Genomic DNA, 19,289 nt, shown 5'->3' on the forward strand with positions numbered 1-19,289 from the left:
GCTCCTCGGAGGAATTCTCCCAGGCTCAGCCCTGGAAGCGGGGGAAGGCGCCGCGCCCGGCGTAGCGCGCTGCGTCGTCCAGCTCCTCCTCGATCCGGAGCAGCTGGTTGTACTTGGCGGTACGGTCCGAGCGGGCCGGGGCACCGGTCTTGATCTGGCCACAGTTGGTCGCGACGGCCAGGTCGGCGATGGTGGTGTCCTCGGTCTCGCCCGAGCGGTGGCTCATCATGCAGGTGAAGCCGTTGCGGTGCGCGAGGTCGACCGCGTCCAGGGTCTCGGTCAGCGTACCGATCTGGTTGACCTTGACCAGCAGGGAGTTCGCCGACTTCTCGGTGATACCGCGCTGCAGGCGCTCGACGTTGGTGACGAACAGGTCGTCGCCGACGATCTGGATCTTGTTACCGAGCTGGCCGGTGAGGTTGGCCCAGCCGGCCCAGTCGTCCTCGTTCAGCGGGTCCTCGATCGAGACGATCGGGTACGACGCGACCAGGTCGGCGTAGTAGGCGATCATCTCGTCGGAGGACTTCTTGCCGCCCTCGAACGCGTAGACGCCGTCGGTGTGGAATTCGCTCGCCGCCACGTCCATGGCCAGCGCGATGTCCTTGCCCGGGACCAGGCCGGCCTTCTCGATCGCGACCAGGATCAGGTCCAGCGCGTCGCGGTTGCTCGGCAGGCTCGGCGCGAAGCCGCCCTCGTCGCCGAGACCGGTGGACAGGCCCTTCTCCTTCAGTACGGCCTTGAGCGCGTGGTAGACGCTGACGCCCTGCATGAGCGCCTCGGAGTAGGTCGAGGCGCCGATCGGCGCGACCATGAACTCCTGCACGTCGACGTTGCTGTCCGCGTGCGCGCCGCCGTTGAGAATGTTCATCATCGGCACCGGCAGGATGTGCGCGTTCGGGCCGCCCACATAGCGGTACAGGTCCAGGCCGGAGCTCTCCGCGGCGGCCTTGGCCACGGCGAGGCTGACACCGAGAATGGCGTTCGCGCCCAGCTTGGCCTTGTTCGGCGTACCGTCCAGGTCCAGCAGGGCCTGGTCGATCAGCCGCTGCTCGTGGACGTCGTAGCCGACGATCTCCTTGTCGATCTCGTCCAGAACGGCCGTGACGGCCTTCTGAACGCCCTTGCCGCCGTAGCGCTTACCGCCGTCGCGAAGCTCTACCGCCTCGAACTGACCGGTGGAAGCGCCCGACGGGACAGCAGCGCGGGCAACGGTGTCGTCGTCGAGCAGAACCTCGACCTCGACAGTGGGGTTACCGCGCGAATCGAGAATTTCGCGCGCGCCGACGGCCTCAATGGTGGCCACATGTACTCCTAGTTCACTCACTGTTGACGGGCAGAACGAGCCCAGCCTGCAGCTCGACGATCACGCCCGAGCCTAGCGGCCAGACCAGACAGCTCAGTGGACCGCGTCCGTCTTCACGATATTGCTGGGTGGAACACTTCGCGTCAGCAGTACGCCGTTAGGCGCCTCGAACACCCTGAGGCCCGCTGGATCGACGGCAAGGTTCACAACCGACTTCCGCCGCCCGAGCGGGCTGTCCTTGCTCGCCACGAGGTGAACGTGCGTACGACGTCCCGGCTGCAGGCCCGTTTTCACGATGCTCTCGACGGCCTCGGCGGTCGTACCGTGCCAGAGCAGGTTCTGCGGGTTGTAGACGGTCCAGCTAGTGTCCTGAGTCGGAAGTTCGTGCTTCAGCTCCGGTGTCCAGGTGCGTGCATCGCAAGGCGGAGAAGCGGTCGCGATGCTCTAGCATCGTGGCCGTTTCTCCAACGCCGCGAGGTGCGTGCCTGGGCGCCGGAGATGTGCACGAACTTCCGACTCAGGACACTAGCTTCGAGGGCCTCAAGCGTCACGGGCATGTGCAGGCGGGAATGGCCTTGGCAGGCGCGTATGCGGTCTCCGTCCACCTGCAGGCGCTTCTTGTCGTTCTGCGCGACTGCTTCGTCCAGCTGTTGCCTGGTGAGGCATAGCAGGGCGCAGACGTCGTCGATGGAACTCCAGCCGTCCGGGGTCATCGCAAGGCCTCGCTCCCCTGCGGTGTGCCTCAGGAGCTTGGAGATCGCCTTGCTGTGCCGTACGACGCTCATTGGGTCAAGCGTGTCAGGAGGGCCTTGAGGATGTCGACGCGGCTGTCTGGGTGTTCTGGGCGGGTGAGGACGTAGTACCGCACGGGAGGGAGGTCTCTGATCCGGGCGGTCACCAGCGGCTGCGGCGTACGGACCGAGCCATTGACTACCGCAGGCCCTACACCGAGCTCTACGAAGTGCAGTTGTAACTGCCAGCCCTGGGCCTCCACCGCCACACTCCAGTCGACACCAGCGTCCAGGAAGCTCCGCTCCAGCGCCTGCCGATGGGGACGACTTGGAGGCGGTACGACGAGCGCTTCGCCTTCCAAGTCCTTCAGCCGGACCGTACGACGCCCGGCCAGTCGGTGCTCGGGGCGCATCGCTAGGACCTGCGGGAGCTGGCAAAGCGGCTCGTGGCTTAAGTCGTCCGGGAGCACGCCCAGGGCGGTAACGCCGATATCGGCCGAGCCGTCGCGCAACGCGTTCAAGGTCGCCTCGGCGTCGGCAGTGACCAGGTTGAGCCCGCCCGGCGCCTGCTCCAGGTATCGCCGGATGGCCTCGCCCAGGAGGTAGACGTACGCCCCCGCGCCGGCGGCGAGTGTCAACGGCCGCGGCGGGGCGTCGTTCAGGGTGGCGAGGAAGGCCGCCGCCCTTGTTCGGGTGTCGTTCGCGAAGGCCGCGAAGCGCTCGCCGGTGTCGGTGAGCAGCAGGTTGCGGCCCTGGCGGATGACCAGCGGCTTGCCCACCTTCTTCTCCAGCTTGCGGATCCGGGCATGCAAGGCGGGCTGGCTGACGTGCAACGCCGTGGCCGCGTGGGTGAAGTTGCGGTGGGCGGCAAAAACCGCGAACGCCTCCAGGTCCTCGGCGACCAGGCGATCCATCATCACCTCAGACTATAGCAGCTTTGTCGATTTATAGTTCTGCTGGAGTCTGTAGCGGTTCACGCTGTGGCTATGAACAAACTAAGAATCGACATCGGCCGCGTGATCATCGACGGGAGTTCGCATCCCGACGGCGGCGACACCGCCTTCTTCCAGGGCGATCGAGCCACCCTGCTACGCACCCCGGCCGTGCCCGGCGCCTTCGAAGCCATCGCCCGGCTGACCACGCTGTTCAAGGGGCAGGCGTGGCTCGTTTCGAAGGCCGGGCCGCGCGTGCAGCAGCGGACCCTGCAATGGCTCGAGCACCACGACTTCTACGGGCGGACCGGCATCCCGGCTGATCACGTGCGTTTCTGCTTGCGCCGCGCGGACAAGGCCGTGCACTGCGCCGAACTCGGCATCACCCACTTCATCGACGACAAACCCGACGTGCACGAGGCCCTCGCCGGAATCGTTGCTCACCGCTACCTCTTCGACCGTCGACACCATCTCCCCGCCGGAGTGAGCCGAACTCCCACCTGGCCTACCGCCGAGACCGCCATCACCCAGTCGTTCGAGCCGCTGCCACACTTTCCACTTGCGGAAGTGGAAAGTTATCTCTAAGGTTTCCGGCATGGAAAGCAATGCGCGGGAGCAGATGGCCATCGTCGAACGAGCCGAGGCCGCGCCGTACATCGACTATCCGCCCACCCCGCTGTGGTACTACCCCTCGATCGGCCTGTGGGTCGCCGCCATGATCGGAACGTTCGTCTGGTGGCGGGAGAACGCGGTGTTGTTCGCCGGCACGATCCTGGTGCTGGTGGCGCTCGAAGGCGCGTTCATCGCGTGGATGAGCCGCCGCCACGGCGCCCTGCCGATGCCGGGACGCGGGAATCCCCCGCGCGAGATCGCCGCCGTATGGCGCGGGTACTTCATCGGCCTGGCCTTGATCGTGGCCGCGATCGCCGTCGTGTGGTGGTTGACCGGTCCCCCGATCGCGGCGCCGGCCGGGTTCGTCCTGGTGACCGGTGGATTGGTGCTGTACGAGCGCCGATACGCCGTCGCCGCCGCGAAGGTGCGGGAGCGTCTCGCGTGATCGAAGGCCTCGACCCCGTTATCCACGCGCCGAAACGGCTGGCCGCGATGGCCGTACTGGCCAACGCTTCGACGGCGTCATTTCGCTTCTTGAAGGACTATCTGGAGATCGCGGATTCGGATCTCTCCAAGCACATGTCGGCGCTGGAGGCGGCGGGTTATGTGAGTACGTCGAAGGACGGCCGCGGGCGAGGCGCCACCACGACGTACAAGCTCACTCGTGCGGGGCGCAAGGCCTACACCGCTCATCGGGACGCCCTGCGCGCCTTGCTCGACGGACCGCCGCCTGCCGCTTCCGATCCTGCCGGGGCGTGAGGGCGGCTGCGAAACCGGTGGCGGCGGCGAGCTGCTCGGCTCTACGGTGAGCAGATGGCCGACGCCGACAAGGCTGCACCGTCAGCTGGACTGGACTTTCACACCCCGGGAACGCGCACGTTCCTCCACTTGCTGGGAAACACCCTGCTCACCTCGGTGATCAACTTCACCGCGTGGTTCGCCATCACCTTCTACGTCTACCTGCAGACGCGGTCGGTGTTCGCGTCCGCGGTGATCGCGGGCCTGTTCCTGGTGATGACCGCGCTGACGGGCATCTGGTTCGGCAGTCTTGTCGACCACCACAGCAAGAAGACGATGATGCTGCTGTCCGGCGTCGCCTCGTTCGTGCTGTATCTGGCCAGTTTCGTCTTTTACCAATCCGTGCCGCACGAGACCTTCAAGGATCCGGCGAGCGTCCGGTTGTGGTTGCTGGTCACGATGCTGATCCTCGGCGTGATCGCCGGGAACATCCGCACGATCGCCCTGCCGACCCTCGTCACGTTCCTCATTCCCGAGGACCGGCGAGACAAGGCCAACGGGCTCGTCGGCACCGCCTCCGGTGTGTCCTTCCTGGTCACTTCGGTCATCAGCGGCGTACTGGTGGCCGCCGGCGGCATGTTCTACGTACTGCTGCTCGCGATGGCGGTCTTGCTGCTGGCAACCATCCACTTGTGGTTCACCGCGGTCCCGACCGGCAAGGCCGAGCTGGCCGAAGGCGAGACGCCGGAGCCGCGCCAGGTCGATCTGCGCGGCACCATCAAGATCATCCGCGGGGTGCCCGGGCTGATCGCGCTGATCCTGTTCACGACGATCAACAACTTTCTCGGTGGCGTGCTGATGGCGCTGATGGACGCCTACGGCCTGTCGCTGGTGTCCGTCGAGGTGTGGGGATTCCTGTGGGGATTCCTGAGCGCCGGCTTCATCCTCGGCGGCCTGGTGATCGCCCGGGTAGGCCTCGGCAAGAACCCGGTCCGCACCCTGCTGCTGATCAACGTCGCCCTGTGGACGATCACCGGCCTTTTCACCATCCAGGCCTCGCTGGCCCTGCTGATCGGCGGGTTGTTCCTCTACATGTGCCTGGTGCCGTTCGCCGAGGCGTCCGAGCAGACCATCCTGCAAAGGGTGGTCCCGTACCACCGTCAGGGCCGGGTCTTCGGCTTCGCCCAGAGCGTCGAGCAGGCCGCCTCACCGCTCACCGCGTTCCTGATCGGCCCGATCGCGCAGTTCATCTTCATCCCGTTCATGACCACCGGCTCCGGAGTGGACCTGATCGGCGGCTGGTTCGGCACCGGCGCGGACCGCGGCATCGCCCTGGTCTTCACCCTGACCGGCCTGATCGGCCTCATCCTCACCCTCGCCGCCATGGGCACCAAGCAGTACCGCGGCCTCTCCCACCGCTACCTCCACACCCCCGCCCCCGAAGAATCCACCCCCGCCGACGCCTAGTTGCTCTAGCGGGCCGGCTAAAGCCGGGCTTAGCGGGTTTCGGCGGTGCGGATTTGGGTGGCCAGGCGGCGTACGGCGTCGCGGAGGGCTTGTTCGGCGTCGAGGTTGGACTCGCGGGCGAGGCGGACCAGGTTGAGCAGGTCTTCGCCGAGGCGGTCGGCTGCCTGGGCCGATGCTTGGTCAGAAGCGTCCGATGAACCGCGACTCGCCGCGTCAGAAGCGTCCGATGAACGGCTTTGCGGCGTGTCGGCGGCAGGGCCGGGCGGGGCCGAGGCGGGCGGGGCCACAGGTGGCCCGGGCTCGGGGAGGTCTAGTTTGGTGGCGCGGGAGAGGACTTTGTCGGCTAGGGCCAGGGCTGGGAGGGCTAGGGGGATGCCTTCGAGGGCCGAGGTGCGTTGCTTTTCGGCGGCTTTGATGGTTTCCCAGTTGGCCTCTACCGCGGCGCTGTCGGCGGCCAGGGTGTCGCCGAAGACGTGCGGGTGGCGCCGGATCAACTTCTCGACGATGCCGCCCGCGACGTCGTCGATGGAGAACGCGTCGTCGGGATCTTCCTCCGCGATGCGCGAGTGGAACGCCACTTGCAGCAGGAGATCGCCCAGTTCCTCGCGGAGATGCGCGTAGTCGCCGGTTTCGATCGCCTCGAGGGTCTCGTACGTCTCCTCGAGCAGGTACTTCGCCAGCGTCTCGTGGGTCTGCTCCTGGTCCCAAGGGCAGTTTGACCTGAGGCGGTCCATCACCCGGACGAGGTCGATCAGGCGCGCGCCGGGTACGTCGTACGAGCCGTGGAGGATTTCCACCTCGTACGACGGGCGTGGTTCGGCCGAGAGGGCCTCGGCGGCATGGCGGAGTAGGGCTGGTTCACCGTCGTCACCGATCAGCCAGACGACCGACGAGCCCGCGGCGGCCGAGGTGGTCAGCCAGGTCCACGGGTCGCCGAGGACGTCGGTGACGGTCAGGCCCGAGGCGGTGATGGCCTGGGCCTGCGGGGAGCCGGCCGTACCGATCGAAGTGGCCGACTCCAGCGTGGACCAGGCCGCCCGGGTGAGCAGGCCTGGCGCGACGCGAGGACTCGTGACGAGAAGAGCGATCCGGCCCGACATCAGCCCTGCGGCTGCTGCTGCTCAGCCCGCTCTTTGTCCTTCGCCGCGTCTTCGATGGCCTTGCTTTGCGGCGACAAGGCAGACAGGGAACCGGAACTCCACTTGTCGATGCCACCCGCCAGTTCCCACTTGCCATAGCGCGGGCTGAGGACCACCTTGACCGAGTCTGCTTCGGCCAGCACAACCTGGCTCCCGGCGCCCATGGCGTTCCGGTCGCCGACACTGGTCCCGCCGCCGAGCTTGGCTACAGCGAACGCGGCGGCCGCGATCTTCTCGACGAACTGCCGCCCGACCTCGCTCGTCTCCAGCTTGGAGAGCGACGCCGGATCGAAGTACTCCTTCTTGGCCGCGGCGACATCCGCCGGAGTCACCTGGACGCCCTTCTTGGCGGCGACCTGCTGGATGATTTCGTCGCGCGTCAACTGGCTGATCGCGTCGCGAGGTGCGAACGTCTGGCCGATCGCGGTCGACACCGCGGTGGCGACATCCTCGATGTGGCTGACCGAGAACTCCCTGTCACCGACCACGACAGCGGCGCCGGGGTGGGTTCCTTCGGCGCAGCCGCCGAGGATCACAAGGGCGCCTGCTGCCGTGGCTGCTACCAGGGCCTTGCGCAGCGCGTTCTTCGTGCTCACCCGAATCTCCTCCAGCTACGAGCGCTGAGCCGGGATCGGCTCGGCGATGACGTCATCGATCAGTCTGGTGCACCACTGCAGCAACTCGACGTCGCGCAGCGGCTGTCCGGCGACCGGCCTGGTGGTCGGTCTTGGCACCAGGATGGTACGCAGTTGCGGCTTGACCAAGCTCTTCGGGTACAGCCTGTTGAGGCGAAGCACCTTGGAGTCGGGCAGGTCGACCGGCCCGAACCGGATCAGGTTGCCCTGCAGGGTCACGTCGCTCAGACCCGCCTGGCGGGCCCGGTTGCGGAACTTCGCGACCTCGAGCAGGTTCTGCACCGGCGCCGGGATGTTGCCGTACCGGTCGTGCAGTTCCTCCACCAGCGAGGCGATACCGTCCTCGTCGCGAACCGACGCCATTCGCTGGTACATCTCCAGCCGCAGCCGCTGCGAGGGCACGTAGTCGTGCGGCAGGTGCGCGTCGATCGGCAGCTCGATCTTGACCTCGGGCTCCTCGGCCGGGGTGTCGCCGCGGAACTCCGCGACGGCCTCGCCGACCAGGCGCACGTACAGGTCGAAACCGACGTCGGCGATGTGACCGGACTGCTCGCCACCGAGCAGGTTTCCGGCGCCGCGGATCTCCAGGTCCTTCATCGCGACCTGCATACCGGCACCGAGGTCGGCGTGCTGCGCGATGGTGGCGAGGCGATCGTGCGCCGTTTCGGTCAGCGGTTTTTCCGGCGGGAAGAAGAAGTACGCGTAGGCCCGTTCGCGGCCACGGCCGACCCGTCCGCGCAGCTGGTGCAACTGGGACAGGCCGAGCAGGTCGGACCGCTCGACGATCAGCGTGTTCGCGTTGGAGATGTCGATACCCGACTCCACGATCGTCGTACAGACGATGACGTCGGCCCGCTTCTCCCAGAAGTCCTGGATGACCTGCTCCAGGTGGTGCTCCGGCATCTGGCCGTGCGCGACCGAGACCCGGGCTTCCGGGACCAGCTGGCGGATGCGCGCGGCGGCCTTCTCGATCGTGTTGACCCGGTTGTGGACGAAAAAGACCTGGCCCTCGCGCAGCAGCTCGCGCCGGATCGCGGCGGTCACCTGGCCCTCTTCGTACGCGCCGACAAACGTCAGCACCGGGTGGCGCTCCTCCGGCGGGGTGGCGATCGTCGACATCTCACGAATACCGGTGATCGACATCTCCAGCGTGCGCGGGATCGGCGTCGCGGACATCGTCAGTACGTCGACCGCGGTGCGCAGGCGCTTGAGCTGTTCCTTGTGCTCGACGCCGAACCGCTGCTCCTCGTCCACCACGACCAGCCCGAGATCCTTGAACGCGACCTCACCGCTGAGCAGCCGGTGCGTACCGATCACCACGTCGACCGAACCGTCGGCCAGACCGTCGATCGTTGCCTTGGACTCCTTGTCGGTCTGGAACCGCGACAGCGGCGCCACATTGACCGGGAAGTTCGCGTAGCGCTCAGCGAAGGTGGCGTAGTGCTGCTGCACCAGCAGGGTCGTCGGTACCAGCACCGCGACCTGCTTACCGTCCTGTACGGCCTTGAACGCGGCCCGGACGGCGATCTCGGTCTTGCCGTAACCGACGTCACCGCAGACCACCCGGTCCATCGGCGTGATCCGCTCCATATCGCGTTTCACGTCGTCGATGGTGGCGAGCTGGTCCGGCGTCTCCACGAACGGGAACGCGTCTTCCATCTCCCGCTGCCACGGGGTGTCCGCGGCGAAGGCGTGCCCCTTGGTGGCCTGGCGCGCGGCGTACAGCTTGATCAGTTCGGCCGCGATCTGGCGGACCGCCTTGCGGGCGCGGCCCTTGCGCTTGGCCCAGTCGCCGCCGCCCATCTTGTCCAGCGTGGGCTGCTCGCCACCGACGTACCGCGTGACCTGGTCGAGCTGGTCGGTCGGCACGTAGAGCCGGTCGCCCGGCTGGCCCCGCTTGCTCGGCGCGAACTCGATCACGACGTACTCGCGGGTGGCCTTCTGCTGGCCCGTACCGACGGTGCGCTGCATCATCTCGACGTAGCGGCCGACACCGTGCTGCTCGTGAACGACGAAGTCGCCCGGCTGCAGTTCGAGCGGGTCGACGGTCTTCTTGCGGCGGCTCGGCAGCCGTTGCTGGGAACGCCGATCGGCCATCGACCGCTGGCCGGCGATATCGGTTTCGGTCAGCACCGCGAGCTTGATGCCCTCGGCAACGAAACCGCGTTCCAGCTGGCCCTGGGTGATCAGCACGACGCCTGGTTCGGGATCGCTGCCGACGCCGTCCACCATGCGCGCCGGTACTTCGCTCTCGGCGAGGATCTCCGCCAGCCGCTGCGCGGGCCCGTGGCCCTCTGTCACGCAGACGACGCGCCAGCCGGCCCGCAGCCAGCCGCGAATGTCCTCGACCGCGGCGCTGGTCTCACCGCGGTACGGCTCGACCTCGTTGGCCGCGATCGCCCGGGTCTTGACCGCGCCCGCGTCGGTGTCGATGTCGAAGTGAACGACCTCGCCCATGGAGTCGCGCAGTACGGCGTCGTCCCCGGTCGGCGCGGCCGCGAACGGCGACAGGCTCCACCACGCCAGCCCTCGGTCCAGCGCCTGCGAACGCACGTCCGCCAGCGACATGTACGCCGCCGCGCCCAGGTCGATCGGCGCCTCGCCACCACCGGCAGCCGCGGCCCACGAGGCCTCCAGGAACTCCTGGCTGGTCGCGACCAGATCGTGCGCGCGCGCCCGGACCCGCTCGGGATCGCTGACGATGACGTGGGTGCCCTCGGGCATCAGATCGACGAGCAGTTCCATCTCGTCCACCAGCACCGGCGCGAGCGACTCCATGCCCTCGACGGCGTGACCCTGCGCGAGCTTCTCGAACAGCTCGGCCAGTTCGGGATGTTCCTTGGCCAGTACGCCGGCCCGCGCGCGGACATCGTCGGTCAGCAGCAGTTCGCGGCACGGCGGCGCCCACAGACCGTGCTCCGCGATCTCCAGCGAGCGCTGATCCGCGACGGCGAAGTACCGGATCTCCTCGATCTCGTCGCCGAAGAAGTCCACCCGCAGCGGGTGCTCCTCGGTCGGCGGGAAGACGTCGATGATGCCGCCACGGACGGCGAACTCGCCCCGGCGCTCGACCAGATCGACCCGGTTGTACGCCGCGGCCGACAGGCGTTCGACCACGTCGTCCAGCTCGATCGTGTCGCCCAGGTGCAGCTGAACCGGCCGGAGATCGGCGAGCCCCGCCACCTGCGGCTGCAGCACGCTGCGAACCGGCGCGACCAGGATCTTGATCGCCCCGGTGGTGATGTCGGACGAATCGGGATGCACCAGGCGGCGCAGTACGGCGAGCCGACGGCCGACCGTGTCCGACCGCGGGGACAGCCGCTCGTGCGGCAGCGTCTCCCAGGCCGGGTAGTACGCGACCGAGTTCGGGTCGACCAGGCAGCCCAGGGCCGCGGTCAGATCTTCGGCCTCACGGAAGGTGGCGGTCACGGCCAGAATCGGGCGATCCGCACCACGGGCCTCGGCCAGCGCAGCCAGTAGCACTGGCCGGATCGGTCCGGGTGCACTCAGGTCCAGCTTCGTCGGGACATCGGAGCGGGCGTCGGCCAGCGCGCCCGCCACCACGGAATCGGTGACCAGAGCATCGACGAGTCCGGCCAGTCTGGTCACGAGTTGTACTTCCCCTGAGTCACTTCGAGACCCTCCGTCAGCAAGCACTCGATCGCGTCGGCGGTGCGATCGATGATGAAGGGCAGGTCCTTCCGCTCGGTCGAGCTGAAGTCGTCGAGCACAAAATCGGCCGGGCTCTGCCGACCCGGCGGCCGGCCCACACCGACCCGGACCCGGTAGAAGTCACCGGTGTCGATCGACCGGCGGATCGACTTGAGCCCGTTGTGGCCGTTGTCGCCACCGCCGAACTTGGTCCGCATCGTGTCGAACCCGATGTCCAGCTCGTCGTGGATCACGACCAGATTGGCCGGGCTGGACTTGAAGAACCGCAGCAGGCCGGCGACCGGGCCACCCGACTCGTTCATGTACGTGCGCGGGCGGCCCACCACCGCCCGGACTCCCGGCATGCCGCCGAGACGGCCCTCGGCCACGTCGGCCTGGGCCTGCTTGGCGGACTTGAGCTTGCCGCCCATCCGCCCGACCAGCTCCTCGACCACCATGTAGCCGATGTTGTGCCGGTTGCCTGCATAAGAAGGGCCGGGGTTCCCCAGCCCGACGACCAACCACACGTCGTCCGCCACGGATCCCCGGCCCTCCTTGTCAAACGTTCTGAAGAAGTGGTGCTGGTACTACTACTCGACCGGCGCGGCGGTCGGCTCGTCGCGAACCACGCCCGCCTCGGCCTCGGCCTCGGCCATCTCGGCGTCCAGCTGCTCGGCGGTCTGGCCGGCGGTGACGTTCACGATCAGCGTGTCCGGCTCGATGGCCAGCGTGGTGCCCTTCGGCAGCACCAGGTCGGAGGCGTGGATCTGCGCGCCGGCGTCCAGGCCCTCGATCGACACGGTGACGCCGTCGGGGATGTGGGTGGCCTCGGCCTCGACCAGAATGGTCTGCGCCTCGGTGACGACCAGGGTGCCGCTGACGGCCTCGCCCTCGACGTGCACGGCGATCTCGACCTGGACCTTCTCGCCACGCTTCACGATGACCAGGTCAACGTGCTCGATGGTGTTCTTGATCGGGTCGCGCTGAACCTGCTTCGGCAGGGCCAGCAGGCTCTCGCTGCCCTCGACCTCGATCAGCAGCAATGCGTTGGCGGTCTTCAGCGCCAGCATCGTGTCGTGACCGGGCAGGGTGATGTGGACCGGGTCAGTGCCGTGGCCGTAAAGCACGGCGGGCACCTTGTGGTCCCGACGGATTCGGCGGGCAGCACCCTTGCCGAACTCCGAACGCGATTCGGCTTGGATCTTGACCTCGGCCACGGAAGTACTCCCTCAGAACGTTGCGGTGATCTGCTTATCGATGGAAACCAAAGTTGCTGGCCTCAGCGGGCGCGTTATGACATCTCAGACGTCACGCAACGAACCACCGCGTCGATCACGGAGCCGCGCCCGCACCTTCCGGGGGGCGTCCCTCGCCGAGGCAACCTGTTCAGTCTACCCACCACCTCGCCCAAGACGGAAATCCCCCCATGTGACTCCCGCAATCCCCCACCGGCGCGCCGGTATCCCGCTCATCGGACCCTAGTTACCCGGCGTGTCGGCATTCATCGGACCCTTGTGACCATCGGCCGTCCGGCCGACCCGCCGCGCCCCTAGGATCGCGGAATGGCGGTGCTTGTGATGGTGGGGCTGGTGCTGCTGGTGGTGCTGCCGCTGATCGTCAGCGGGGTCCTGTACGCCGTCGCCGTGGTCGTGTACAAGCGACGACGGCGGGCGTTCGAAGCGCGGCGGGCGGAAGCGCTCCGGCAGTTCGGCTGGTCCTACGTCGCGCCGGATCCGTGGCTGGCCGAATTGGCCTCGATCGCCTTCCCAGGCAACGGTCAACCGGTGTCGATGGCGACCGGGTGGTTCAACGGGCGGCCGGTCGCCGTTATGGACTACGAGTACTCGATGCAAACCGCCGACGGCCGGGGCAACGTCTCGAGCAGCACTCAGGCCTGCCATGTCGTGGCGGTTCAACTCCCCGTCGCCCTGCCGTGGTTGCGACTGACGGAGGAATCCCGGCTCGGGCGGATCCGGCCGCGGGATCTTCAGTTGGAGAGCCCGGCGTTCAACGATGCCTTCCGGGTCGAGACGCCCGACGATCGCTACGCCTCGGCGATTCTGCATCCGCGCATGATGGAACTGATGCTGGATAACACCTGGTTCGACTGGCAGTTGGCCGGTCCCACGCTGATGTCGTGGAACCTGAACCACTGGGAGGCGCCCGAAACCGCCGCCCGGCTGTCGGTGCTGACCCGCATCGCCGATCTGCTGCCACCCTTCGTACTGCGCGACTACGGCCACCGCCTCGCCTGACGCCGTACGGTTTATTGGGCCGTACGGCGAGGGGCAGGGTTTGTTCGGTTAAGCGGCGGACTATTCGGCCAGGCGGGTCCAGACCTCGCGGAGAGCCCTGATCGGTTCCGGGTCGAGGCCGGCGTCGGTCAGGGTCTCGGCGATCTCGTCGAACTCGGGGCCCCAGCGCCACGCGACTCGCCGGAGGTCTTCGGCCAGACCCGGCTCGGCGAGATCGCCCGCATGGGGCCGTGTCGCCTGCGCCACCAGGGCATCGGTGACCCCGTGGTGCTCGGCCAATCCGAAGGCCAAGGTCGCGAGGGCCAACCTGCCCTTGTTGTAAAGGGCGAACGCCGACTTGGCGGCACTGGCCGCGCCCACCGCCGAGCCGACCACGCGCGGGCTGACCGCCGTACCGCTGAACAGTTCGGCAACAACCTCCACCTCCGGCCCGGCCAGTAGGAGGTCCGTACGTTTGCCGCCAACCGGAGGCGGCCCGATCACGCCCGCGTCAACAAACGTCGCTGCCGCGAGAGCCTCCGCGATCGACGCAAGGGATGACGGCGACAACGGGTTGGCATCGACGTACAACCCCGTGAATCCGGCGGCGCCGACCTCCCGGGCGATCTCGACGGCCCCTTGCGGAGCACACGAACAGAGCACCACCTCCGCAGTACCGACCGCGTCCGCGAACGTCGTACCGATCAATCCCGCCGCCCCGGCTCGTTCGGCACTCGCGGCGCTCCGGCCTGCGGGCACCCACTGGACCTGATGACCCGCGGCAACGAGTTCGGCCGCGAGCCGCGACCCCATCGCCCCCGGGTGAAACACGGCAATACGCATACTCCTCACCTAATCACCCCCTCCCTTCCTTTTGCGTTCGTTCGTCGGAACGAACGCAAAAGGAAGGGAGGGCACATGGCGAAGCCCGCGCCCGGTTGGGGGCGCGGGCTTCGGGGTTGCTGGGAGGTGCGGGAGGGTCAGGCGCGGCCGTCGAAGAGGCTGGTGACGGAGCCGTCTTCGAACACCTCGCGGATGGCGCGGCTGATCAGCGGCGCGATCGACAAGGTGGTGAGCTTGTCGAAGTGCCGGTCCTCGGGGATCGGCAGGGTGTTGGTGACGATGACCTCTTTGGCCTGGCAGTTCTTCAGCCGGTCCACGGCGGGCCCGGACAGGATCGCGTGGGTGGCGGCGATGACCACGCCGGCGGCCCCGTCGTTCATCAGCGCGTCGGCGGCCTTGGTGATGGTGCCGGCGGTGTCGATCATGTCGTCGACCAGGATGCAGACGCGATCCTTGACCTCACCGACAACGCGGTTCGCGACGGTCTCGTTGGGCCGGTTGATGTCGCGGGTCTTGTGGATGAAGGCCAGCGGCGCGTTGTTCAGCCGGGCCGACCACTGCTCGGCCACCTTGATCCGGCCGGCGTCGGGCGATACGACGGCGAGCTGCTGGTCGCCGTACTTGGCGCGAACGTACTCGGTCAGGATCGGCAGGGCCATCAGGTGGTCCACCGGGCCGTCGAAGAAACCCTGGATCTGCGAGGTGTGCAGGTCGACGCAGATCAGCCGGTTGGCCCCGGCGGTCTTGAACAGGTCGGCCATCAGGCGGGCCGAGATCGGCTCGCGGCCGCGGTGCTTCTTGTCCTGCCGGGCGTAACCGTAGAACGGCAGCACCACGGTGATGCGCTTGGCCGAGGCCCGCTTCAGCGCGTCGACCATGATCAGCTGTTCCATGATCCACTCGTTGATCGGCGAGGTGTGGCTCTGGATCACGAACGCGTCGCTGCCGCGCACGGACTCCTCGAACCGGACGTAGATCTCGCCGTTGGCGAAGTCGTACGCCGAGGTCGGCACCAGGCCGGCGCCGAGCTGCTCGGCGACCTCCTCGGCGAGCATCGGGTGGGCCCGGCCCGAGAACACCATCAGGTTCTTCTCGGTGGTGCGCTTCATCCCGCTCATGGCCGCGACTCCTTCTCAATGGCCTCGGCGGCTGCCTTGGCGGTCTTGGTACCGGCCCGGCGGCGGGCGACCCAGCCGGCGATGTTGCGCTGCCGGCCGCGGGCCACGGCGATCTCCCCCGGTTTGACGTCGTCGGTCACCGTGGAACCGGCCGCGACGTACGCGCCGTCGCCGATCACACGCGGAGCGACCAGAACCGAGTCGCTGCCGACGAACGAGTGCTTGCCGACGGTGGTGTGCGCCTTGGTGACACCGTCGTAGTTGGCGAAGATGGTGCCGGCGCCGATGTTCGCGCCGTCGCCGATGGTGGCGTCACCGGCGTAGGTGAGGTGCGGGACCTTCGCGCCGGCGCCGATGGTCGCGTTCTTGGTCTCCACGAACGTGCCGATCTTGCCGCTCTCGCCGAGCGCCGTTCCCGGCCGCAGGTAGGCGAACGGGCCGACGCTGGCGTGCGCGCCGATGGTGGCGCCGGAACCGTGCGTGCGGATGACCGTCGCGTTCGCACCGATCTGTACGTCGGTGAGAGTGGTGTCCGGGCCGATGACCGCTCCGGCCGCGGCGGTGGTCGCGCCGTGCAGCTGGGTGTTCGGCAGCAGGGTGACGTCGGCCTCGAGCTCGACCGTGTCGTCGACCCAGGTGGTGTTCGGGTCCACCACGGTGACCCCGGCGCGCATCAGCCGTTCGAGCGTGCGCCGGTTCATCTCGGCGCGCAGCGCGGCCAGCTGCACCCGGTCGTTCACGCCCTCGGTCTGCATCGCGTCGTCGGTCACGTAGGCGCCGACCCGCTTGCCGTCGCCCCGGGCGATCGCCAGTACGTCGGTCAGGTACAGCTCGCCCTGGGCGTTGTCGGTCGTGATCCGGGTCAGACCGTCGCGCAGGGTGGCCGCGTCGAAGACGTAGATGCCGGCGTTGATCTCGTCGATCTGCCGCTGCTCGGGCGTCGCGTCCTTGTGCTCGACGATGCCCGCGACACTGCCGTCCTCGCCCGGGATGATCCGGCCGTAGCCGGTCGGGTCGGGCACTCGCGCGGTCAGCACGGTGACGGCGTTTCCGCGCGCCTCGTGCTCGGCGACCAGCTCCTGCAACGTGGCCGCCTGGAGCAGCGGGACGTCGCCCGAAGTGACAACAACGGCGCCGGTGATGTCCGGCACGGCGGTGAGTCCCGATCGCACAGCGTCACCGGTTCCGAGCTGCTGCTCCTGTACGGCGGTCCGGACCGCGGAGTCGATCTCGGCCAGGTGCGCCTCGACCAGCTCGCGACCGGTGCCGACCACGACGACGAGGTGTTCCGGCTCCAGCACCCGGGCGGCGGCCACGGCGTGCCCGACGAGACTGCGCCCGCCAAGTGTGTGCAGAACCTTGGGGGTGGCGGATTTCATCCGGGTCCCCTGACCGGCGGCCATGATGATGACCGCCGCAGGACGGTGGGAAGTCACGCGGTGTTCTCCTCGGGTTCCCTGGTTGGTGGGCCCTGGTTAGACGCTGTCTGACGGATTCGGACATTCCTCTTCCGTCGGTCAGCGTACTTCCGGGAGGACGCCTGTTCCGAATCGGCGCCCACAGGTGTGACCGATGTGACCCGTGAGTCGCCTTGGCATCGCTCTCACGTAGTTCGGGTGCTCGTCAGATCAGGTTGTTCCAGAACATCAGCTCGGAGCTCTGGACCAGCCGGGCGTACCGGCGAACACGCTCGGTGACCACCCCGGCGTCGATACCGGCCTGTACGGCGGCGATCGCCTGGGCCTCGCCGTCGGGTGGTGGCGTGGCGAAGAAGTCGAGGAAGCCGCAGGCCTCGTCGGTATATCCGTAGCGCGTTCGCATCGCCTCGGCCAGTGTGGCGCAGTAGTTGCCCCAGGCAGCGAAGTTCGCGTAGAGGCCGACGACCACCTCGGCCGGTTCGGCGTTCAGCGCGAGCCAGGCGAAGTACGCCGGGTAGGCCTGGCAACCGGCCTGCGGCTCGTACGACTCGCCCTCGGGCGCGAGCGTCGGCAGCTTGCTCAGTGCGAGTTCCTCCCCGGCCGCGAGCCCGGTGAACCACGCCCGGACCTCGGGCTGTTCCGCCCGGGCCGCGAGCGTCAGGCAACTCCGCCAGTCGCTGCGCACAATGTGGTACTCCTCGGCCGCCAGGCTGCGATACTCCGGGCGTGGTCCTTGAGAAGCAGGACGAGCGGACGCTGCGGCGACGGTTCGGATGGGTGGTGCCCGTAGGGATCGCCAGCGCGATCAACACGTTCGCGAACCTCGGCGACGATCCGTTGACCCGGGCGGATCATCCGCTGCTCGGTATGGCGGCGCTTCTCGGTGCGGGCATTGGCGTCGCGTGGGGTTGTCTGGACCCGCGCGACCTCTCCGACCGCTTCGCTCTCCCGGCCCTGGTGACCGTGGTGTTCGGCATCCTCCTGCTGTTGCCGCTCGGCGAGCTGGATGGCCCCGGCCCGCTACCGTTGCTGGCCTACTTCCTGGGCCTTGGCGCCGGCCTCGTCATGGCGGCCTGGTGGACCGCCTACCGAACTCCGGTAGGACCCGCGGAAAGCTAGAAGACCCGCAGGTAGGTCTTCGGCGACACCGTGGTCTCGATCCGACGGCCCTGGTAGGTGGTGGCGGGGACCACGAACCGGTAGGCGTAGTACCCGGGTTTTGTTGCCGTGAGCGTCTTGGTACCGAGTCCGTTGCGCAACGGCACCCAGGCCAGGCCGACCCATGCCTTGCCATCCCAGCGCTGCCAGAGGGCCTTCGTACTGACTTTTGGGGCCACATTCAGCTGGGCCACCATCTTTCCGCCGGTCCGGAGCGGCGAGGAGTGATTGATACCTGCCGTAGCGAGACGGAACGTCGTTCGTGCCGTGACGGGCGGCGTCGCCATCCAGGCGGTCGCCGTACTGGGCACCGTCGGCGACCAGGTCGGCACCACGAACCTCAGCTGTCGCGTTCCGATTGCCATCACTGCAGGTCGGATCGCACGGATGTCGCGACCGGTTGTGACCACAGCCCAGGGCGAACTCGCGTTCGCGCGCGCCTGGACCTGGTACGGCACCGGCACGATCTGCCCGAACCTCTCGGGCGTGTAGTAGCAGGCCGGGGCGGACGAGTCGCCGCACTTGATGCCGCCCGGACCCCGAATGTCGAGGTAGGTGCCATAGGTGGCGGCGGCCGGAATACGGGCCCCGATCCCCATCTCACGGATGTTCACCCGCCGAGGCGGTTCCTGATTGCCCCATTCGTTGCTGCCGAGCACGGTGAGCTCGTACGGCGGTCGCATCACCGCGGGCACCATCATGCTCCGGGCGCCGCGTGGCACGGCAACGAATCGGGACGGAGCGGAGTGGTCGCTGCCGAGCCCAACGGAGACCCGCTCGGGATCGGAGAGCACATCGAGCGGATCGCCGAGGTTCTGGTCGGCAGGAACCGCGTCCTGAGTCCAGGCGAGCTGCACCCTGCCATCTGTCCACGGGATCGCGCGCTGGATCAAGGTCTGCGGTGGCCGATGGGTATCGAACGGTACGGACAGGCCAGGCGCGCTGCGTTCGCCTCCGGCGATCGAGACCACTTCGAGTCGTACGGCGGCGTAGTTCCCGTCGAACCACCACCGGTCCAGGAGGATCTCATTGTCCTTCCCGGCTCCCTCGATAGCTGTGGTCTTGTACGTATCGGGTTGCCCGTTCTGCGGCACCGCGGTGAGCTCGTTCGCCTCACCGTTGTCGGACCAGGTCACCTTCACGAACTGGTGGGTGGCATCCGCCCAGCCGATCCGGACATCGGTCGGCGCCGCGGGTGGCGCGGCCTCGGCCAACGGCTGAGCCTGCGCCGGGCCGGCGGCGAGCACGGCGGCGGTGAGCACGCCTGTCAGCGTGACCAGTCCGGACGGCAGAAAGCCACGGTTACGCAT

The 19,289-nt window shown here is 67.9% G+C and carries 20 protein-coding genes; 6 read left to right on the forward strand and 14 right to left on the reverse strand.

The window, feature by feature from the left end:
• Nucleotides 1-25 precede the first annotated feature (25 nt).
• The 4 genes from eno to ACFFGN_RS27025 all read right to left on the reverse strand — a co-directional run bounded on the left by eno (nt 26) and on the right by ACFFGN_RS27025 (nt 2,951).
• Nucleotides 26-1,303 (reverse strand): phosphopyruvate hydratase, encoded by a 1,278-nt coding sequence (gene eno / locus ACFFGN_RS27010; protein ID WP_380052875.1) that lies wholly within the window; start codon nt 1,301-1,303, stop codon nt 26-28.
• A 93-nt stretch (nt 1,304-1,396) separates the two neighbouring features.
• Nucleotides 1,397-1,597, reverse strand: coding sequence for an RNA 2'-phosphotransferase family protein (locus ACFFGN_RS27015; RefSeq protein WP_380052877.1), 201 nt, complete (start codon nt 1,595-1,597; stop codon nt 1,397-1,399).
• A gap of 95 nt (nt 1,598-1,692) precedes the next feature.
• Nucleotides 1,693-2,088: an RNA 2'-phosphotransferase gene (locus ACFFGN_RS27020; protein WP_380052879.1), complete on the reverse strand. Its 396-nt coding sequence runs from the start codon at nt 2,086-2,088 to the stop codon at nt 1,693-1,695.
• Entirely contained in the window at nt 2,085-2,951 is an 867-nt protein-coding gene (locus ACFFGN_RS27025; protein WP_380052881.1) for a LysR family transcriptional regulator, read from the reverse strand. The genes ACFFGN_RS27020 and ACFFGN_RS27025 overlap by 4 nt, the downstream gene beginning before the upstream one ends.
• Nucleotides 2,952-3,020: 69 nt before the next feature.
• Between ACFFGN_RS27025 and ACFFGN_RS27030 the strand changes: the two genes are divergently transcribed.
• From ACFFGN_RS27030 to ACFFGN_RS27045, 4 genes are read left to right on the forward strand one after another with little or no spacing between them, the layout of a single operon-like run.
• A complete protein-coding gene (locus ACFFGN_RS27030) occupies nt 3,021-3,551 on the forward strand; it encodes a hypothetical protein (RefSeq protein ID WP_380052883.1) in 531 nt (176 codons plus the stop codon).
• 10 nt (nt 3,552-3,561) lie between these two features.
• Nucleotides 3,562-4,023 carry a hypothetical protein gene (locus tag ACFFGN_RS27035; RefSeq protein WP_380052885.1) on the forward strand — a complete coding sequence of 154 codons (462 nt, stop codon included), beginning with the start codon at nt 3,562-3,564 and terminating at the stop codon, nt 4,021-4,023.
• Nucleotides 4,020-4,337 (forward strand): transcriptional regulator, encoded by a 318-nt coding sequence (locus ACFFGN_RS27040; RefSeq protein WP_380052887.1) that lies wholly within the window; start codon nt 4,020-4,022, stop codon nt 4,335-4,337. The genes ACFFGN_RS27035 and ACFFGN_RS27040 overlap by 4 nt, the downstream gene beginning before the upstream one ends.
• 54 nt (nt 4,338-4,391) lie before the next feature.
• Nucleotides 4,392-5,783 (forward strand): MFS transporter, encoded by a 1,392-nt coding sequence (locus ACFFGN_RS27045; RefSeq protein ID WP_380052889.1) that lies wholly within the window; start codon nt 4,392-4,394, stop codon nt 5,781-5,783.
• A 29-nt stretch (nt 5,784-5,812) separates the two neighbouring features.
• Here ACFFGN_RS27045 and ACFFGN_RS27050 read toward each other — a convergent pair whose 3' ends face one another.
• From ACFFGN_RS27050 to ACFFGN_RS27070, 5 genes are read right to left on the reverse strand one after another with little or no spacing between them, the layout of a single operon-like run.
• Nucleotides 5,813-6,883, reverse strand: a complete 1,071-nt coding sequence (locus tag ACFFGN_RS27050) for a nucleoside triphosphate pyrophosphohydrolase (protein WP_380052891.1) — start codon at nt 6,881-6,883, stop codon at nt 5,813-5,815.
• On the reverse strand, nt 6,883-7,518 hold the full coding sequence (locus tag ACFFGN_RS27055) for a hypothetical protein (RefSeq protein WP_380052893.1): 636 nt from the start codon (nt 7,516-7,518) through the stop codon (nt 6,883-6,885). The genes ACFFGN_RS27050 and ACFFGN_RS27055 overlap by 1 nt, the downstream gene beginning before the upstream one ends.
• Before the next feature lie 15 nt (nt 7,519-7,533).
• Nucleotides 7,534-11,214, reverse strand: a complete 3,681-nt coding sequence (gene mfd, locus ACFFGN_RS27060) for a transcription-repair coupling factor (protein ID WP_380052895.1) — start codon at nt 11,212-11,214, stop codon at nt 7,534-7,536.
• Entirely contained in the window at nt 11,163-11,747 is a 585-nt protein-coding gene (gene pth, locus ACFFGN_RS27065; protein WP_380052897.1) for an aminoacyl-tRNA hydrolase, read from the reverse strand. Before pth ends, mfd begins: the two co-directional genes overlap by 52 nt.
• A gap of 51 nt (nt 11,748-11,798) precedes the next feature.
• Nucleotides 11,799-12,425 (reverse strand): 50S ribosomal protein L25/general stress protein Ctc, encoded by a 627-nt coding sequence (locus ACFFGN_RS27070; protein WP_380052899.1) that lies wholly within the window; start codon nt 12,423-12,425, stop codon nt 11,799-11,801.
• 345 nt (nt 12,426-12,770) lie between these two features.
• Between ACFFGN_RS27070 and ACFFGN_RS27075 the strand changes: the two genes are divergently transcribed.
• On the forward strand, nt 12,771-13,463 hold the full coding sequence (locus tag ACFFGN_RS27075) for a hypothetical protein (RefSeq protein WP_380052901.1): 693 nt from the start codon (nt 12,771-12,773) through the stop codon (nt 13,461-13,463).
• Between the two features lie 60 nt (nt 13,464-13,523).
• On the opposite strand, the gene ACFFGN_RS27080 is transcribed toward ACFFGN_RS27075, so the two are convergent.
• The 4 genes from ACFFGN_RS27080 to ACFFGN_RS27095 all read right to left on the reverse strand — a co-directional run bounded on the left by ACFFGN_RS27080 (nt 13,524) and on the right by ACFFGN_RS27095 (nt 17,506).
• Complete coding sequence (locus ACFFGN_RS27080) at nt 13,524-14,285, reverse strand: DUF1932 domain-containing protein (protein ID WP_380052903.1); 762 nt, start codon at nt 14,283-14,285, stop codon at nt 13,524-13,526.
• 137 nt (nt 14,286-14,422) lie between these two features.
• Nucleotides 14,423-15,403 (reverse strand): ribose-phosphate diphosphokinase, encoded by a 981-nt coding sequence (locus ACFFGN_RS27085; protein WP_380052905.1) that lies wholly within the window; start codon nt 15,401-15,403, stop codon nt 14,423-14,425.
• Entirely contained in the window at nt 15,400-16,839 is a 1,440-nt protein-coding gene (gene glmU, locus ACFFGN_RS27090) for a bifunctional UDP-N-acetylglucosamine diphosphorylase/glucosamine-1-phosphate N-acetyltransferase GlmU (RefSeq protein ID WP_380052907.1), read from the reverse strand. Before glmU ends, ACFFGN_RS27085 begins: the two co-directional genes overlap by 4 nt.
• A gap of 187 nt (nt 16,840-17,026) precedes the next feature.
• A complete protein-coding gene (locus tag ACFFGN_RS27095; protein WP_380052910.1) occupies nt 17,027-17,506 on the reverse strand; it encodes a hypothetical protein in 480 nt (159 codons plus the stop codon).
• Nucleotides 17,507-17,547: 41 nt separating this feature from the next.
• Between ACFFGN_RS27095 and ACFFGN_RS27100 the strand changes: the two genes are divergently transcribed.
• The gene (locus tag ACFFGN_RS27100; RefSeq protein ID WP_380052912.1) at nt 17,548-17,940 is read left to right on the forward strand and encodes a hypothetical protein; all 393 of its coding nucleotides are present in this window, start codon (nt 17,548-17,550) and stop codon (nt 17,938-17,940) included.
• Here ACFFGN_RS27100 and ACFFGN_RS27105 read toward each other — a convergent pair.
• Nucleotides 17,937-19,289: a hypothetical protein gene (locus ACFFGN_RS27105; RefSeq protein WP_380052914.1), complete on the reverse strand. Its 1,353-nt coding sequence runs from the start codon at nt 19,287-19,289 to the stop codon at nt 17,937-17,939. The two genes, ACFFGN_RS27100 and ACFFGN_RS27105, sit on opposite strands and share 4 nt — an antisense overlap.

This window comes from Kribbella deserti (assembly GCF_042434725.1).
GTDB lineage: Bacteria > Actinomycetota > Actinomycetes > Propionibacteriales > Kribbellaceae > Kribbella > Kribbella deserti.

Excerpts from the sequence above, each read along its gene's own strand:
- ACFFGN_RS27020 (WP_380052879.1), bottom strand. The coding sequence starts at position 2,088 with ATGAGCGTCGTACGGCACAGCAAGGCGATCTCCAAGCTCCTGAGGCAC.
- ACFFGN_RS27025 (WP_380052881.1), bottom strand. The coding sequence starts at position 2,951 with ATGATGGATCGCCTGGTCGCCGAGGACCTGGAGGCGTTCGCGGTTTTT.
- ACFFGN_RS27030 (WP_380052883.1), top strand. The coding sequence starts at position 3,021 with ATGAACAAACTAAGAATCGACATCGGCCGCGTGATCATCGACGGGAGT.
- ACFFGN_RS27035 (WP_380052885.1), top strand. The coding sequence starts at position 3,562 with ATGGAAAGCAATGCGCGGGAGCAGATGGCCATCGTCGAACGAGCCGAG.
- ACFFGN_RS27045 (WP_380052889.1), top strand. The coding sequence starts at position 4,392 with ATGGCCGACGCCGACAAGGCTGCACCGTCAGCTGGACTGGACTTTCAC.
- ACFFGN_RS27050 (WP_380052891.1), bottom strand. The coding sequence starts at position 6,883 with ATGTCGGGCCGGATCGCTCTTCTCGTCACGAGTCCTCGCGTCGCGCCA.
- ACFFGN_RS27075 (WP_380052901.1), top strand. The coding sequence starts at position 12,771 with ATGGCGGTGCTTGTGATGGTGGGGCTGGTGCTGCTGGTGGTGCTGCCG.
- ACFFGN_RS27080 (WP_380052903.1), bottom strand. The coding sequence starts at position 14,285 with ATGCGTATTGCCGTGTTTCACCCGGGGGCGATGGGGTCGCGGCTCGCG.
- ACFFGN_RS27085 (WP_380052905.1), bottom strand. The coding sequence starts at position 15,403 with ATGAGCGGGATGAAGCGCACCACCGAGAAGAACCTGATGGTGTTCTCG.
- ACFFGN_RS27105 (WP_380052914.1), bottom strand. The coding sequence starts at position 19,289 with ATGCGTAACCGTGGCTTTCTGCCGTCCGGACTGGTCACGCTGACAGGC.